This is a genomic window from Fictibacillus nanhaiensis, from assembly GCF_042686385.1.
GTDB classification, from domain to species: domain Bacteria; phylum Bacillota; class Bacilli; order Bacillales; family Fictibacillaceae; genus Fictibacillus; species Fictibacillus nanhaiensis.
Window position 1 is genome coordinate 1,994,930 of sequence record NZ_JBHUPF010000006.1, and the last position, 16,226, is coordinate 2,011,155.

18 protein-coding genes and 2 riboswitches are annotated in these 16,226 nt (G+C 38.3%); of the genes, 8 read left to right on the forward strand and 10 right to left on the reverse strand.

Annotated features, from left to right (window positions below):
* The first annotated feature begins 122 nt into the window (after positions 1-122).
* Positions 123-647, forward strand: a complete 525-nt coding sequence (msrA, locus tag ACFS5O_RS13905; RefSeq protein WP_205726339.1) for a peptide-methionine (S)-S-oxide reductase MsrA — start codon at positions 123-125, stop codon at positions 645-647.
* A 75-nt stretch (positions 648-722) separates the two neighbouring features.
* Here the strand turns inward: msrA and ACFS5O_RS13910 are convergent, their stop codons facing one another.
* Entirely contained in the window at positions 723-1,232 is a 510-nt protein-coding gene (locus ACFS5O_RS13910; protein WP_205726338.1) for a TetR/AcrR family transcriptional regulator, read from the reverse strand.
* A gap of 95 nt (positions 1,233-1,327) precedes the next feature.
* On the opposite strand from ACFS5O_RS13910, the gene ACFS5O_RS13915 reads away from it, so the two are divergent.
* Positions 1,328-1,669: a VOC family protein gene (locus ACFS5O_RS13915; protein ID WP_205726337.1), complete on the forward strand. Its 342-nt coding sequence runs from the start codon at positions 1,328-1,330 to the stop codon at positions 1,667-1,669.
* 26 nt (positions 1,670-1,695) lie between these two features.
* Here ACFS5O_RS13915 and ACFS5O_RS13920 read toward each other — a convergent pair whose 3' ends face one another.
* Together ACFS5O_RS13920 and ACFS5O_RS13925 are read right to left on the reverse strand one after the other, a co-directional pair.
* Complete coding sequence (locus ACFS5O_RS13920) at positions 1,696-2,403, reverse strand: DUF421 domain-containing protein (protein ID WP_205726336.1); 708 nt, start codon at positions 2,401-2,403, stop codon at positions 1,696-1,698.
* A 114-nt stretch (positions 2,404-2,517) separates the two neighbouring features.
* Positions 2,518-2,697, reverse strand: coding sequence for a hypothetical protein (locus tag ACFS5O_RS13925; RefSeq protein ID WP_205726335.1), 180 nt, complete (start codon positions 2,695-2,697; stop codon positions 2,518-2,520).
* 35 nt (positions 2,698-2,732) lie between these two features.
* Here ACFS5O_RS13925 and ACFS5O_RS13930 point away from each other — a divergent pair, with 35 nt between their 5' ends.
* The gene (locus ACFS5O_RS13930; protein ID WP_205726334.1) at positions 2,733-3,350 is read left to right on the forward strand and encodes a LysE/ArgO family amino acid transporter; all 618 of its coding nucleotides are present in this window, start codon (positions 2,733-2,735) and stop codon (positions 3,348-3,350) included.
* A 158-nt stretch (positions 3,351-3,508) separates the two neighbouring features.
* A complete protein-coding gene (locus ACFS5O_RS13935) occupies positions 3,509-4,873 on the forward strand; it encodes an LVIVD repeat-containing protein (RefSeq protein WP_205726333.1) in 1,365 nt (454 codons plus the stop codon).
* A 71-nt stretch (positions 4,874-4,944) separates the two neighbouring features.
* Here ACFS5O_RS13935 and ACFS5O_RS13940 read toward each other — a convergent pair whose 3' ends face one another.
* Entirely contained in the window at positions 4,945-5,706 is a 762-nt protein-coding gene (locus ACFS5O_RS13940) for an SDR family NAD(P)-dependent oxidoreductase (RefSeq protein WP_205726332.1), read from the reverse strand.
* Positions 5,707-5,814: 108 nt separating this feature from the next.
* Here ACFS5O_RS13940 and ACFS5O_RS13945 point away from each other — a divergent pair, with 108 nt between their 5' ends.
* Both ACFS5O_RS13945 and ACFS5O_RS13950 read left to right on the forward strand, forming a co-directional pair.
* Complete coding sequence (locus tag ACFS5O_RS13945) at positions 5,815-6,183, forward strand: MerR family transcriptional regulator (RefSeq protein WP_205726331.1); 369 nt, start codon at positions 5,815-5,817, stop codon at positions 6,181-6,183.
* A gap of 22 nt (positions 6,184-6,205) precedes the next feature.
* Positions 6,206-7,267, forward strand: coding sequence for a DmpA family aminopeptidase (locus ACFS5O_RS13950; protein WP_205726330.1), 1,062 nt, complete (start codon positions 6,206-6,208; stop codon positions 7,265-7,267).
* 58 nt (positions 7,268-7,325) lie between these two features.
* Here the strand turns inward: ACFS5O_RS13950 and ACFS5O_RS13955 are convergent, their stop codons facing one another.
* The 6 genes from ACFS5O_RS13955 to ACFS5O_RS13980 all read right to left on the reverse strand — a co-directional run bounded on the left by ACFS5O_RS13955 (position 7,326) and on the right by ACFS5O_RS13980 (position 14,654).
* Positions 7,326-8,672, reverse strand: coding sequence for a GntP family permease (locus ACFS5O_RS13955; protein ID WP_205726329.1), 1,347 nt, complete (start codon positions 8,670-8,672; stop codon positions 7,326-7,328).
* Entirely contained in the window at positions 8,654-10,228 is a 1,575-nt protein-coding gene (gene gntK, locus ACFS5O_RS13960; RefSeq protein WP_205727280.1) for a gluconokinase, read from the reverse strand. The genes ACFS5O_RS13955 and gntK overlap by 19 nt, the downstream gene beginning before the upstream one ends.
* Before the next feature lie 43 nt (positions 10,229-10,271).
* Entirely contained in the window at positions 10,272-11,003 is a 732-nt protein-coding gene (locus ACFS5O_RS13965; RefSeq protein ID WP_205726328.1) for a GntR family transcriptional regulator, read from the reverse strand.
* Between the two features lie 186 nt (positions 11,004-11,189).
* Positions 11,190-11,978, reverse strand: coding sequence for a polysaccharide deacetylase family protein (locus ACFS5O_RS13970; RefSeq protein ID WP_205726327.1), 789 nt, complete (start codon positions 11,976-11,978; stop codon positions 11,190-11,192).
* A 198-nt stretch (positions 11,979-12,176) separates the two neighbouring features.
* Positions 12,177-13,490 (reverse strand): homocysteine synthase, encoded by a 1,314-nt coding sequence (locus ACFS5O_RS13975; protein ID WP_205726326.1) that lies wholly within the window; start codon positions 13,488-13,490, stop codon positions 12,177-12,179.
* Between the two features lie 117 nt (positions 13,491-13,607).
* Positions 13,608-13,712: riboswitch (SAM riboswitch) on the reverse strand.
* A gap of 42 nt (positions 13,713-13,754) precedes the next feature.
* Positions 13,755-14,654, reverse strand: a complete 900-nt coding sequence (locus tag ACFS5O_RS13980; protein ID WP_205726325.1) for a sulfite exporter TauE/SafE family protein — start codon at positions 14,652-14,654, stop codon at positions 13,755-13,757.
* Positions 14,655-14,867: 213 nt separating this feature from the next.
* A riboswitch (SAM riboswitch) is annotated at positions 14,868-14,972 on the forward strand.
* A gap of 280 nt (positions 14,973-15,252) precedes the next feature.
* Here ACFS5O_RS13980 and ACFS5O_RS13985 point away from each other — a divergent pair.
* Positions 15,253-15,396 carry a YezD family protein gene (locus ACFS5O_RS13985; protein ID WP_318300216.1) on the forward strand — a complete coding sequence of 48 codons (144 nt, stop codon included), beginning with the start codon at positions 15,253-15,255 and terminating at the stop codon, positions 15,394-15,396.
* 95 nt (positions 15,397-15,491) lie between these two features.
* Positions 15,492-16,205: a phosphoadenylyl-sulfate reductase gene (locus tag ACFS5O_RS13990; RefSeq protein WP_205726324.1), complete on the forward strand. Its 714-nt coding sequence runs from the start codon at positions 15,492-15,494 to the stop codon at positions 16,203-16,205.
* Positions 16,206-16,226 lie beyond the last annotated feature (21 nt).

A 16,226-nucleotide genomic window follows, 5' to 3' on the forward strand; every position in this document is an offset into this window, starting at 1 on the left:
GTTTACAATGTATGAAACATACGGGTTATCCTATGAACATAGAAGTGCAATCTCTGTTCTTTTTCTGTTTAACACGTTAAAATCTTTTTAAGAAATAAGTTTTGTTTTTAGGAGGAATAAGGTTGAGTAATAAAGAACTTGCAACTTTTGCAGGAGGTTGTTTCTGGTGTATGGTAAAACCGTTCGATGAACTTCCTGGTATTCATGGTATTGTATCTGGATACACGGGTGGAGAACTTGAAAATCCGTCTTATGAACAGATTAAAACAGGGAAGACCGGGCATCGTGAAGCTGTTCAAATCACTTTCGATCCAGAAGTTTTTCCATATCAAAAATTGTTAGACCTATATTGGCCTCAAATTGATCCAACGGATGATGGAGGTCAGTTTATTGATCGAGGTAGTCAATATACAACAGCGATCTTTTATCACAATGAGAATCAAAAAGAACTTGCTAAACAATCTTTAAGAAATTTAGAGGAAAGCGGGAAATTTAAAAAGCCCATCGTAACAGAAATATTACCAGCAAGTGAGTTTTATGAAGCGGAAGAGTATCATCAAGATTTCTATAAGAAGAATCCAAAAGCTTATAAAGAAGAACGAGAAACATCCGGTAGAGATACTTTTATTAAACAGAACTGGAAATAAGATAACTGTAATATTATTATGTTAACTACAAATAAGAGACTTTGTATAAGTCTCTTATTTGTATTGGAAGACACCTTACATTTTATCAAGTAACCAGATCAAAGCATTTTTAGCTTCGGCAGGAGACATACCATTTGAAACGTTTTTTAACGCCGCTCGCCAAAGTGAAGAGAGAAGCACTTCAATACCTGGTATATTTTCATTTAGTATTTCATGAAAAAGTTTAGCAACAAGATCTTCATTTAAACTAAAGTCTGGTTCGCTTAATAGTGTACAAACATTTAGCTTAACAGCGGCATTAAATCCAATAATCATAGATGACTTTAGAGATTCGAGGGAATCTTCATGGACTTCAGAAGCAGCCTCCATTCTACTCGTAATTCTCCTTTCGATCTCCTCACGAACAACTTTATACAATTCTAATTTGTTTCCAAAGTGATGGTATAAAGCCCCCGTTGTTACCCCTATATTTTGAGCCAAATGTTGAACATTCACTTTTTCATATCCGTGTGTACCAAAAACTTTAATGGCTTCTTGTAAAATTTTCTCCCTCGCAGAACCGGGAATCGGAATATTTGATTTCATGTTTAGAATATAGCATATTGACAGGCGAGCGTAAATGACTTACGATTTACGTAAATCATTTATGTGTAAAAATATGGTATAGGAGGAACTTAATTATGAAATTAGTTTTTCATTCTCAACCAGTTAAAGATATGAAAAGTGCTGTTGCTTTTTACCGGGATATTTTAGGAATGGAAGAAGCTTGGAGAGAAGGGAATCATACCGTATCATTTAAAGCGAACACTGATACTCAAATCCTTTTAGAAGACGACAAAATCGAACGTGAGTTTGGTCCAGGAAGCGTGTTTTTGGTAGATAACGTGGATGCGTATTTCACATCAAATCAAAGTACTCTAAATTTTGTAAAAGAGCCTTGTGATATTCCGCCTGGACGATACGCAATTTTCACAGATGATTCAGGAAATCCTATACGAATAATTGACATGTCTAAGCAATAAAAAAATTTGTTTCGATACAAGACTTCTTACTCTACATCCAAAGGCGAATCTAATCTATCGTCTTGTGTGTCTATATAAAGTTTATTGCTACTAGTAAGTAATGCGTATACGACACTTTCAACTGTAAGATCCCGTTTCCTCAGCTCTATTAGTAGCCACTCTTTAGAGATGTTATTTTCTTTTAAATTGTTCAGTAGAATCTCTCCATCCATCATCAACTCTATAGGGAGCTTCACATCTTCTTTTACGATATGTAAATCTTTACGTGTGACAGTGAGAAGTTCTTCTTTTTTCTTAACAGAGAGAAGGCCATTATTTTCAACGAGTGCATAATCAACATCATCGATTGAAAAGATATCTTTCTGCCGAAGCTGTTGATTTAAATAATCTAGCGTATAACGCATTTTTTTCATGTTATGTTCTAATATTTTGCCGTTCTCGATCACTACTGTTGGATCTCCAGCTACATACTTTCGAGCTCGTTTACTCTTTAAAGAAAGGAAGGCTGAGAGATAGATTAAAAGAACAAAAATCAATAACACAAGAAAGATGTAACGGGCTTTTACTTCTAGAGCAAATGCTAAGTTCGCAGTAACAGAACCGAGTGTAACAACTGCGATAAGGTCAAAAATCGTCATTCTAGATACGGTTTGTTTTCCCAATATCCGTGCAGCAAGGAATATAGATAAAAAGGCAACTACAGATCGAATGATAATATCATAATAAGGGTTCACATGTGTCACATCCCAATAGAGCGTTTTAAACTACACTATTCTTTTTATCCAATTTATTGAGTTTTAAGTCGAAATCAAAAAACGCACAGGACCATTCCGGTGCGTTTTCGTGTTTCAATTATTGTTCTTCTTATACTGATTCAGCACATGAACCATACCTTCTTCAATTAATTCATTCGCTGGTCGATCAAGCTTCTTAGCTAATGCCTTGATTTCAGTGTATAAGGAGTGGCTCAAGGTAGTATTCACATTTTTACGATCATGATTTTTTTTTCTTATTTCACTGGTATACATATCACAACCTCCAATTCATAAGGAGTTGATTATTCTTGGATGCCTTTTTGCACGGCGCTTTATTAGCTTTTGGTCTGATTTTACCGTTAGGCGTACAGAATGTTTTCATTTTTAATCAGGGAGCTCAGCAACCCTCTTTCTGGAGAAGTCTTCCTGCCATTATTACGGCAATTATTTGTGACACGATTTTAATCTTACTAGCTGTAGCGGGCATATCTGCAATCATACTAACCTTTAAAACCGTAAAACTATTCTTTATGGGTGCCGGTGTACTATTTTTATTGTATATGGGCTGGTCGATCTGGTCTAGCAAAACCAATCCCAATGCCGATACCTCGTATTCAATCATGCGGCCAAAACAACAGATCCTATTTTCAGCCTCTGTGTCATTATTAAATCCGCACGCGATCTTAGATACAATTGGCGTAATTGGCATCAGTTCTATTGCTTATACGGGATCTGACAAGCTTGTTTTTACCTTTTCATGCATCCTCGTTTCATGGCTATGGTTTATTGGATTAGCACTAGCTGGTAGATTAGTCGGAAAGATAGACACAAGTGGAAGAATAATAATAGTCGTGAATAAACTATCAGCTCTTATTATTTGGTTCCTTGCCTTCTATATTACGATCACGCTAGTACAATCCATCTAGTACTTTGAGACTTATTATTAAAGACTTAAACTGAAACTTTATAATTAGAAAAATCATATAACAAGCAATTGTAAAATCCTTCCTAAGACTCTATGTTAATAAAACGAATTTTGCGATAATTTAGTTTGGTAGCGTACTAAAAACAATAGGAGGTACATATGAACAGAAAATTTGTGTTAAGTCTAAGTCTTGCAACGGCTTTAAGTATTGGGAGTCTTGGCTCATTTGTTTTGGCTCATGATGAATTAGGATCTGACATTATTGAAAAAGGAACCGGGCCTGGATATGAGGCGATTGAATCAACCATACAAGGGTCACAAAGTTTTAACTGGAAAGAAGTTGCTGCTGTTCAAATTAAAGAGAAAAACGGTAAACAAAATAATACAGCAGATGTTTATGTACATAAAGGTTTCGCTTATACAGGAACACATACGAAAAGCGGTGGTGAAGGTGGTGTTCGTGTTTGGGATGTAAAAGACCCAGCAAATCCTAAAGAAGTGGCAGCTTTCGCAGATGATATTCCAGGAACATGGCAAGAAAAAGTAATCGTAAAACGAGTTAGTACGGAACACTTTCAAGGTGACTTAGCTGTTGTTTCCGTTCAGCAACTTAACCGAAAAGCAGAAAACTCTGTTGGAGGTTTTCTACTGTATGATGTAACGGAACCTTATCAACCTAAAAAACTAGGTTTTTGGGCGCTGGATAAGCGAGTTACTGGAACACATGAACTATATTTGACCGAACAGGGTGGAAAACCTTATGTATTGACTGCAAATCCATACGCTGATTACTATACACATGGAGAGCAAAAGGACTTCCAAATTGTTGATGTGACGAATCCATCATCTCCACAAACGATTTATCAATTCGATCCTCGCGACTTACCAGAAGTGCAAGAAAACTTTGACGGCTATAACTGGACAGATTTGAATGGAAAGCAGCGCGCTGTATTCAACCACAGTACCATGGCTGATGTAAACGGTAAAACCGCTTATCTGTCTTTCTGGGACCTAGGTACAATCGTATTAGATTTGGAAAATCCAAAAAAACCAACCTATATGGGAAGAACCACGTTTAGTGCCACACAGCAAGGATCTGCTCACTCAGCCGCTCTTGCTAAAGGGGGGAATGTCTTAATTGAAACCCGCGAAGTATATAACCCTACAAAAGCCGGCTATGAACAGTCTTACGGATATACTCGTATTTTTGATATTAAGGATAAAACAAATCCAAAGCTATTAAGTGAGTTTAAAACAGAGCTAGTTGACGATGTTCAGTATGGCGTAACGTTTGCCAACACCGTTCACGATCCGAAAGTACATGGCAATACATTGTACCTTTCCCATTATGGAGGGGGAGTACGTTCTGTAGATATTACAGATCCTAGTAAACCTGTAGAGCTCGGTAAATATATCCCTGAAAAATCAAACATCTGGGGAGTTGATGTAGCAGGTAATTACGTTTATGCTTCCGACATGGGAACAGGATTAAAAGTTCTGAAACTGACAAACGGTGAAAAATAAACTTTTCTTTATTAAAAAGGAAACAGCCCCATTACTCGCTATGGGACTGTTTTCTTTTATTTAGTTGACTTTTATTTTCTGCTTCTTTCTACATAAGGATAAATCGGGTCTTTTAGATAGAACTCATAAGTCTCTCCATCAACGATACCAACTACTTTTTCACTATCGTATAAATTCAGTAAGAATTCAGCCATCTCTTTACTTGTATGAAATTTTGGAACGGTTCCTTCGTATTGAAAGTTCTCAAGATCCATGGAACGCTTCGCAAATTCTGTCTCAGTAGCAGCCGGGGCCAATACTTTTGCTTGCATGGCATGTCCTTTACTTTTTAATTCCTGTGCGAGTCCTTCTGTAAAGGCACTCACATAAAATTTGGATGCGCAATATGTTACAGCATCCGCAACAATCGTGTAGCCTCCACCAGAAGATATGTTGATAAGCTGTGTTCCTTCAACATTTGCATAATCTCTAACGTATAGTGAAGAAAGAACGGTTAATGCTTCAATATTTAAGTGAAGCATCGTTTCGATCTTATCTAAGTTTTGTTCTCCGACCGAAGCAAAGTTTCCAAAGCCTGCATTGTTGATCCAGGTTTCAATTTCATATTGCTTAAGACTTTCGTAGAAATCATGTGCATTCGATAGTATAGAAAGATCAACGGTTTGAACCACAACATCCAATTCTGGATACTGAGAGAGAACGTTTGATTTCAGTTGCTCTAATTCCTCTGTTCTTCGAGCTGCAATTATTAAATTCTTACCTCTAGCGGCAAATGCAAGTGCCGTTTCATATCCAATACCAGAGCTTGCTCCTGTAATGACGGTGTATTTCATTCATCTCACTCCTTAAATAAATGTTTTGGTAATTGTTCTTGTGTTTTATTATACTGATTAGAGTAAACTCTAAGTCAAGGAACTCGATAACAGTTGGGGTGATTGAACATGTATTCCATTGGAGAAGTTGCAAAGCTTCTTAACGTAACGACGCATACACTGCGATTTTATGAAAAAGAAAAGATTATAACTCCTGAACGAACAGAGAATGGAGATCGACGTTATTCAGAATCTCATTTGCAATGGCTGCGGTTTGTCATAAAACTCAAAGAAACTAAAATGCCGCTTGCTCAGATTAAAGAATATGCTTCATTATTCTTACAAGGAGATCACACTAGTCAAAAGAGGTTGAGTTTGTTAAAGAATCATCAAGATCATGTTCAGAACCAAATACAAGTATTAATAGATATTGATGATATGTTGCGCAAAAAGATAGCAACTTATGAAGAACATATGCAAAAAAGAGATTTCACCTAATACATAGAGAGGTGTTACATACATGCAGCAAAAAAGAATTCGAGATTTTGGTGTGAAAATCGGGAAGCTTGACACCGGAATGAATAACTCAATTACAGATGTAGAAGGTGTTTCAGTAGGACACGTGACATTAAGCGAAGGAAATTGTCAAACAGGGGTTACTGCTATCATTCCTCATGAAGGAAATACATTTATGGAGAAACTGATCGCTTCAAGTTATGTGATCAATGGATTCGGAAAAACGATGGGAACCATCCAGATGAAAGAACTAGGTGTGTTAGAAACGCCTATTATACTTACGAACACATTGAGTATCGGCACGGCTTTTGATGCATTAATTGCATATATGTTAGAACGAAACCCTGAGATCGGAAGAACAACTGGAACGGTAAATCCTATTATTGGGGAATGCAATGACATGTTATTAAATGATGTAAGAGCCCAATTCATAGAGAAACATCATGTAGTAGAAGCACTTCAAAATGCAGGGAAGCAAGTAATAGAAGGCAGTGTGGGAGCTGGAGCAGGTATGCTTTGTTATTCGTTAAAAGGTGGCATCGGAACGTCTTCGAGGTGTTTTTCAATCGACGAGCAGATGTATACGATTGGCGTACTAGTTTTATCAAACTTTGGAATATTAAGTGACTTGCAAATAAACGGAAGAGCGATCGGAAAAGAACTAAAGGAAGCTTTACTAAAATCGTGGGAAGAAAAAGACAAAGGATCTATTATGATTATTGTTGCAACCGATCTTCCGGTTTCCGAAAGACAGTTGAACAGAATCATTAAAAGGTCAGTAGTGGGGTTATCAAGAACAGGTTCATTCATTACTCACGGAAGTGGGGAAGTGGTGATTGGTTTTTCAACAGCAACAAAGATTCCTCATTTTAAACCAAAGCATATTACTAGCATTCCGACGATACATGAAGAAGATTTAGATCTTGCCTTTAGAGCAGTTGGTGAAGCAACAGAGGAAGCCGTCTTAAACTCGCTTGTAACAGCTTCACATGTTAACGGAAGAGATGGGAATGAACGGCCAGCGTTTAAAGATCTTTTAAAGGAATTTAATATTCAGTTAGCTTAAAATGATAAGAAACTACAAAAAAAACCCTATCGATATTAAGTCGATAGGGATCTTTTTTTTATACAAACAAGCTTAATAGCAAGATAAATCCTAATCCAGCAACTGAGATAATGGTTTCTAATAATGTCCAAGTAGCAAAGGTTTCTTTCATACTTAAACCAAAATATTCTTTGAACATCCAGAAGCCTGCATCGTTCACGTGTGATGCTATTAAACTACCAGCACCGGTAGCTAGAACGACTAACGCAAGATTAACATCGGTCTGACCTAATAGCGGAATCACTAGTCCTGCTGTTGTTAATGCAGCAACCGTCGCAGATCCTAACGAGATTCGAAGGATGGCTGCAATGATCCAAGCTAACAAGATTGGAGAAAATGTTGTATCTTTAAACAGTTCAGCTACATAATCACCAACACCACCGTTGATCAATACTTGTTTGAAGGCTCCGCCTCCACCAATAATTAAAAGCATCATTCCGATATGTGTGATAGCTGTCGTACATGAATCCATAACCGTTGTAATTGGAATTTTTCTTGCTAATCCCATCGTGTAAACAGCTACTAGTAATGAGATCAACATAGAAGTAGAAGCGTCACCAACAAAACGGATGACTTCGAATGTCTTTGAGTCATCGATCCCCATCGTGTTTTGAATAAGTGTGATCACCGTAGCAATCGACATCAAAATGACTGGAAGCATCGCTGTAAACACTGAGATACCAAAAGAAGGTGTATCTTCTAATTTAAATACTTTTTGTTCGCCTAATGAAGCAATATTTCCTGTTTTGTTAAATGAATCTGGTACAATCTTTTTTGCAATTTTCGTAAACACGGGTCCAGCTAGAATAACAGTTGGAATCGCAATGATAAATCCATAAAGTAAAACCTCACCAATATTCGCACCATATTCTCCTGCAATTACCGTTGGACCTGGGTGAGGAGGTAAGAATCCGTGCGTTACAGAAAGAGCGGCTACCATTGGAATACCTAAATAAAGAATGGAAACACGTAATTGTTTTGAAATGGCAAATACGATTGGAATTAACAATACAAGACCTACTTCAAAGAATAAAGCGATACCAATAATAAATGAAGCAACAACAATCGCCCATTGAATTTTCTTTTCACCGAACTTCTCGATAAGTGTAATGGCAATTCGTTGAGCACCACCAGCATCAGCGATCAGTTTACCTAGCATGGCACCTAGACCGAAAATTAACGCCAAATGACCGAGCGTTCCACCAAGACCTGCTTCAATGGATTTTACGATTTCTCCAAGTGGCATACCTAATGCTAATGCAACTCCGAATGATACGATGATCAAAGAAATGAATGTGTTTAACTTGAAATACATGATTAATACTAACAATGCTAAAATTCCACAAGCTACGATAAATAATGGCATGATAAATCCCCCTGATATTCATTTTCTCTATGAATCAAACTTCTTTGATACGCTGCAATACGTGAATAATCTTCTTCTAGTTTTCTAGATAGACTAATAAAGATGGGTAACAATTCTCTATATTCTTTTACCGCTTCTTCATTTGGAGTATGAGTGTAGGTGCTCCCAATCATGTCTGAAGCTGCTTCGAACGATTCTATTCTTCCAGTTGCATACAACCCTAGAATACATGCTCCTAAGCAAGAACTTTCGTAAACTTCGGGAACCGCTAACTCTGTATCAAAAATGTCCGACATCATCTGACGCCATGTTTCGGATCGAGCAAAGCCACCAGTCGCTTGAATACGGGTTACAGGTTCATCCATACATTCGATCAATGCCAGATACACGGTATAAAGGTTATAAATTACGCCTTCGAGTGCAGCTCTGATCATATGTTCTTTTTTATGAGACAACGTTAGACCGAAGAATGAGCCTCTTACATCTGAATTCCAAAGTGGAGCACGTTCACCAGCGAGGTAGGGATGAAACAATAGACCATCAGCACCTGGTCGAACTCGTTCGGCTATCTTTGTAAGGATTTCATATGGATCGATTCCTAATCGCTTTGCTGTTTCAAGTTCTGAAGCAGCAAATTCATCCCGAATCCAGCGCAGGACAACACCGCCGTTGTTTACTGGCCCACCGATGACCCAATGATTCTCTGTTAAGGCATAACAAAAAATTCTGCCTTTTTCATCTGTTTGTGGCTTATCTATGATTGTACGAATAGCTCCGCTCGTACCAATGGTTACAGCAATCTCACCCTTACCAATCGCATCAACACCTAGGTTTGATAACACACCATCGCTTGCTCCAATAATAAATGGTGTTTTCGGATCAATTCCTATCTGTTTTGCAATATCCAATTGACAATGATTGAAGATCGTTGTCGTTGGAACTAAGGTAGATAGTTGGTCACGATTAATCCCAGCAACACGTAAAGCTTCTTCATCCCATTCCAGGTTTTGCAAATTCATGATCCCCATGGCTGAAGCAAGAGAATGATCGACAACATATTCATTGAATAAGCGATGGAAGATGAACTCTTTAATTCCTATATATTTTTTTGCTCTTGCTGCGATTTCAGGCTGATCATTTACAATCCAAGCGATTTTACTTAGTGGACTCATTGGATGGATAGGAGTACCTGTTCGCTTATAGATCTCATGTCCGTTACATTGCGTTTTAATTTTCCGTGCCCAAGCTTCACTGCGGTTATCTGCCCAAGTGATGCAAGGTGTTAACGGTTGATCGTCTTCATCCATTGCAATCACGCTGTGCATCGCAGAGCTAAAAGAAATGAACGAGATAGCGCTAGATGGAATTGAAGAGCGTTTGATTACATTTGTAAGGGTTTGCAAAACCGTCTGAAAGATTTCCTCTGGGTCTTGTACCGCAGTCGAAATGTCAGGTGTGTGAAGTGGATACCCGATGTTTTCCTGTGAAAGAACTTTACCTTTTTCGTTAAACAAAACTGCTTTTGTACTCGTAGTTCCGATGTCGACTCCTATCATATAGCTTTTTCTATGTTGTGTACCGTCGATATCCGTCATTGATCTACTCCTTTTCTTGCTCCCGTGCTTTTGATAGCATTTGTTGTGACATCCATAAATCATCTACTTTTCCTTGAACATCATCAAAATTTTGATGAAGCGATTGAATCATGATCTCTCTATTTTTAGAAGAGATCGCATCAATGTAGAGTTCATGGTTCTTCATGATTCGAGAAAGGTCATCGTATTTTTCGTTAAAATGCATGCGCATCGATAATAAGATGAAGCTTTCCATAACAGGTTTTGTATTGTTCCAAATCATCGTGATGTAAGAATGATCAATTGAACGAATGATTGTTTCATGAAACAAGACATCTTGAAGAGCAAACTCGTCAGCGTCTTTGTACTTAATTGCGATCTGCATCATCTCTAAAATTTTTGTGAGTTCTCTCACCACTTGAGTCGTGTCGTTTTTAACAAGTCGTTCAAACACAAATGTCTCAATAAGTAGTCGAACATCATAAATTTCTTCTATTTCTTTTTCTGTTAATCCGACCACAACTGCACCCATACGCTCTAACCGGATTAGGTTTTCATTTGATAGAACCTTAAGTGCCTCCCTTATAGGAGAGCGGCTTACATGATATTCAGCAGCTAATTTATTTTCAGACAGAGTGGTACCGCTTTCAATTAGTCCAGAAATAATCCTCATTCTCAACTCACATGCGACACGTTCTCCAGTTGAAGCTTTTGAAAGCCACTTTTCAGGATAAAGAAAATCATTAGTATCGTTCAACGTAATAACCTCCTTTTGTAGAACGAGTATACTTGTATACAAGTATTATAGTACAGTGATTATAAAATGCAAGCGCTTTTATTTATCGTTAAAAACGAATAGTTGCCAAGCGTTTGATAAAAGGGAGGAGCGAAATTATTAAAATAGAAAAGAACAATTCATTTAATAAATTGTTCTTTTCATTACTTATTCAATTAATGATGGTACTTCTTCTTTCTTCTTCATTTCAGTACCATGAAACTCATTGTATCGGGGGTGCATTTTTAATAGTTCATCAACTGTTACGATTTCATAACCCATTTCTTTTAATCTAGGAAGGATGATCTTTAATGCAGCAACGGTTTGACTTCGGTTACCTCCAGAATCATGCAAAAGAATAATATCTCCGTTTTTCAAATTTGTTAGGATATGTCTAGCGATCCTTTCAGATCCTGGATTAGTCCAATCACGTGGATCTTGATGCCAGGACCAGAGGATAACCTTATATCCCTCTTTTTTCAAGACTTTTAAACTGTTCTCTGTAACCGTCCCACCTGGAGGTCGAAACAATTTTATGTAATCTGAATGATGACCAGGATCTAGAAGATGCTCTGTCTTTCTTGTTTCCACTACTACTTTATGCCTTGAAATTGTGTGGAAACTTGGATGATTATACGTATGGTTGCCAATTTCATGTCCTTCTTTTAGTTCTCTTTTAACAATCTCTGGGTACTTTTCAACCCGTCTTCCAATAAGAAAGAATGTAGCATGAACGCCTTCCTTTTTAAGAACATCTAGGATCTGGGAAGTATATACGGGGTCTGGTCCATCGTCAAAAGTGATGGCAACTTGTTTCTTCTTTGAAGGGACTTCCCAGATCACATCTCCATATTTCTCAACTTCGAAACGATTTACAACACCTGCATCTACTTTAGGCGTGAGAAAAAGAATATGACATAAGAACATCAAAACAATCACTCTTATAGTGGTAAACATTATGAGCCCTCATTCTAAAATTTAATACCTTTAGTATTTGTAAGTAGAAACTGATTTATTACAAAGCAATTTTTCGTTTCAATTAATGCTTTTAAGAGTAGTTGGTATCCCTTTTAGATGCTCGCTGTAAACAGAAGAAATGTCCTTGCAACAAAAAAGCTGTTCAAAGAAATTCTTTGAACAGCCTACGTGTATATTTTACAATCCTGTAGGAGAAAGAGAGATTGCTTTTAATGCGTGATCTAAATCATAGATAAGATCGTCTACGGTTTCAATACCGATTGAGAGACGAATTAATTCTGGACTCACGCCAGATTTTCTTTGTTCTTCTTCTGATAGTTGTTGATGGGTCGTGCTGGCTGGATGGATGATCAATGATTTTGAGTCTCCAACATTTGCGAGGTGGGAGAAGATACTCACATTTTCGATTAACTTTTTGCCTTCTTCAACACCACCCTTAACACCGAATGTTAAAATGGCTCCCGCTCCTTTAGGCAAGTATTTTTGAGCAAGCTCATAATAAGGGCTGCTTGGAAGTCCGGCGTAATTTACCCAATCAACAGAAGGGTGATCCTGTAAGAATTTCGCAATTTTTACGGTGTTTTCAACATGACGTTCTATTCGTAGTGCAAGTGTTTCTAGTCCTTGAATAAATAAAAATGAGTTGAAAGGTGCGATGGAGGACCCTAGATCTCGAAGCAGCTGAACACGTGCTTTTAATATATAAGCAAGGGGACCAAATGCATCCGTATACACAATACCTTTATAACTTGGGTCTGGTTCAGTTAAACCTGGAAATTTACCATTGCTCCAATCAAATTTTCCAGAATCAATGATTACTCCACCGACTGAAGTGCCATGTCCTCCGATGAATTTTGTTGCAGAGTGGACGACGATATCTGCTCCATGCTCGATCGGACGACAAAGGTAAGGAGTTGCCAACGTATTATCCACTATAAGAGGAACCCCTGCGTCATGTGCGATATCAGCAATGGCTTGAATATCTGCAACATCGATTTTTGGATTGCCGATGGTCTCGATGTAAACGGCTTTTGTTTTTTCAGTTATAGCATCTTTAAACGATTGAAGGTTATCAATCTCAGCGAATTGTGTATGAATACCGAGCTTAGGGAGAGTGACAGAGAACAGATTATACGTTCCACCATACAGAGAGGTAGAAGCAACGATTTCATCACCAGAGCCTGCAATATTAAATATGGCATTCGTAATCGCAGCCTGACCGGAAGCAAGAGCAAGTGCTCCAACACCGCCTTCAAGCTTTGCGATAGTCTGCTCAAAAGCGTCTTGCGTCGGGTTCATCAAACGTGTGTAGATGTTACCGAATTCTTTTAGGGCAAATAAGTTTGCTGCGTGCTCTGTTGAATTGAACTGATAAGAAGTGGTCTGGTAGATCGGAACAGCGCGAGCTCCTGTAGTAGGATCTACTTTTTGACCCTCGTGTAATGAAATCGTTTCAAACCCGTACTGTCTTTTTGAATTTTGATCAGTCATTTTGAAATCTCTCCTCAACGTTAATATTTTTATATTCAATCTCATTCAGTTTCAACTTATCCCAGAAAAAAAGACCTCTTCCAAAAGAAGAGGTCCCGATGATTTCACCCGATCGAAGTCTCATCTTTCAGAACAATGATTGTTCTGCTGAAATTAGCACCATGCGTTTCCGCTGGTTGCCGGGCTTCATAGGGTCAGTCCCTCAGCCTCTCTGGATAAGAAGATTTGAATATTGAATTAAGATTTATAATACATAGCTCATAATCAATAGTCAACAGAATTTTTTAAAAATTTCGGATTTTTATTTTCAGGATTGATTTTGACCGCATAGATAACTCCAACCGCCCAAAAAGCAGCAAGTACAAAGTAGATCGAGAACAACATGTTATGTGGCACTCCAAGAGTGTGAAGAAGCGTTCTTGTGTTGGTAATAATGATGAGCCCTCCGACTAAGACCCCTAGTATGTGTGAGGGTATAAGACGGACAAGCCACGCGGCAATGGGAGCCGCAATCACTCCTCCAATCATTAAAGCTCCGACCCAAAGCCATTCAACTTGTTCCCAACCAAGGGCGATAAAGAAACCGAGTGAAGCAGAAACAGCTACTGCAAATTCGCTCGTATCGACAGAACCGATCACTTTTCTGGTTGTTAGATCTTGTTTTGCCATTAGGACCGGAGTAGTGACTGGGCCCCAGCCTCCACCACCTGTAGCATCTAAAAAACCTGCTAATAATCCAAGTGGAATAAGTTGTTTCTTTGTAAAAGGTTTACCATTCGCTGTTTGTTTCTTCTCTCCAAGTTTGAACAAAAAACGATATAAGATATAAATCCCAAGGATAATTAAAAAGATAGAGATATATGGTTTAACAACATCTCCAGGCAGGTTACTTAAAAAACAAGCACCTACAAAAGCTCCTATAGAGCCGGGGAGGATTAGACGAAGAACGACTTGCCGGTCAACGTTTCCGAACTTAATATGAGAAGCGCCGGATGCCGCAGTGGTTACGACTTCAGCAAGATGTACTGATGCAGATGCAGCTGCAGGAGCAATTCCCGCTACTAAGAGCAATGATGTAGATGTAACGCCATAAGCCATACCTAGTGAACCATCAATCAACTGTGCAACAAGACCAATTAGAGCCAATACGATTAACTTTTTCATATTCTTCCTCCTCAAAATAAAAAGGCCCTTAACAAGTGATGTTAAGAGCCTTCGGTTTACCGATCAGCGATACGGATTAAATTTTAGTTAATACTATATGATCCTAAAAGATAAAAAGTCAACTGTTTGTTTAAATTTTTTGTAAAAATAGAAAAATGAAAAAATAGGTCTTGATATCCATTTCAGATATGATATGATTTTATAAAATTTAAACTCTTATCAAGAGTGGTGAAGGGATCTGGCCCGATGAAACCCGGCAACCTGCAATCGTAAGGTGCTAACTCCAGCAGAATGTTTTTACATTTTGGAAGATAAGGTAATACGTTTACCTCCACTATCTTTCCGAAATGGGAAGGTTTTTTTGTTGCTCTTGAGAGTAGTTGATTTCCGCTCCAGAATGCTCGCTTTCCGGGGGGCGTGCGGTGAGCCACCTCGACACTTTGTGTCCTTAGGTGTCTCACCTGTCCCGCTGATCCCCCAGGAGTCTCGCATCTTGCGCTCCAATCAACTTGTCAATGAAGACAAAACAAAAATGACCAAACGACATTTTTAGAAAAAAGCCTTTTAAAGATAGAATGTTAGAAAGGGAGGCAGTGGAGTGGCGAACGAAAAGAGTGCAAACGATTTTCTTCCTCAGCTTAAACAAATGCTGAGCAGTATCAAATTTGGATCGATCACATTAATCGTACAAGATGGAAAAGTAATTCAACTCGAAAAAAACGAGAAGGTCAGAATTAAATAGCTCGCTGACTAGAAAACTAGAGGCGGTTTTAACGATTGGGCAAAGTCCTAAAAACGTTAAAGCCGCTTTTTTAATGGCAAGAAGGAGGTAACACATTGCTAACGTACGAAACATGGGACAACAAAACGCGTGATTTTAACAGTGATAACCCCACAAAAGGTGCACTGCATGTTTTGAAGTGGGCTTATGAAACGTATGAAGATGATCTGGTTTATGCGTGCAGCTTCGGACTTGAAGGAAGCGTCCTAGTTGATCTTGTTCATCAAGTAAAACCGGATGCTCAAATTGTTTTTCTTGATACGCATCTGCATTTTCAAGAAACGTATGAAGTCATTGAAGCAGCGAAGAAAAGATATCCATCCCTTCGTATCAAATTAAAAACACCGGCTTTATCTCTTGAAGAACAGGCAAGTAAGTATGGTGAACAGCTTTGGAAATCAAATCCGAATCAATGCTGCAATATTCGAAAAGTGATTCCTTTAGAAGAAGAACTGAATGGAGTAGCAGCCTGGCTTTCAGGACTGCGCCGTGAACAATCACCTACCCGCCAAAACACGCAATTTGTTAATCGGGACGGGCGATTTAAAAGCATTAAAATTTGTCCGCTTATTCATTGGACTTGGAAAGACATTTGGCGTTACGCCCACAAATATGATTTGCCGTATAACAAACTTCACGATAATGGCTATCCAAGTATAGGTTGTGAGCCATGTACACAAGCAGCACTAAACGCAGATGACCTTCGTTCTGGACGTTGGTCTGGTTTAGGAAAACTAGAATGCGGCCTTCATCAAAGCGATAGCCAATAAAGAGAATCTCAGGAGGAGAGA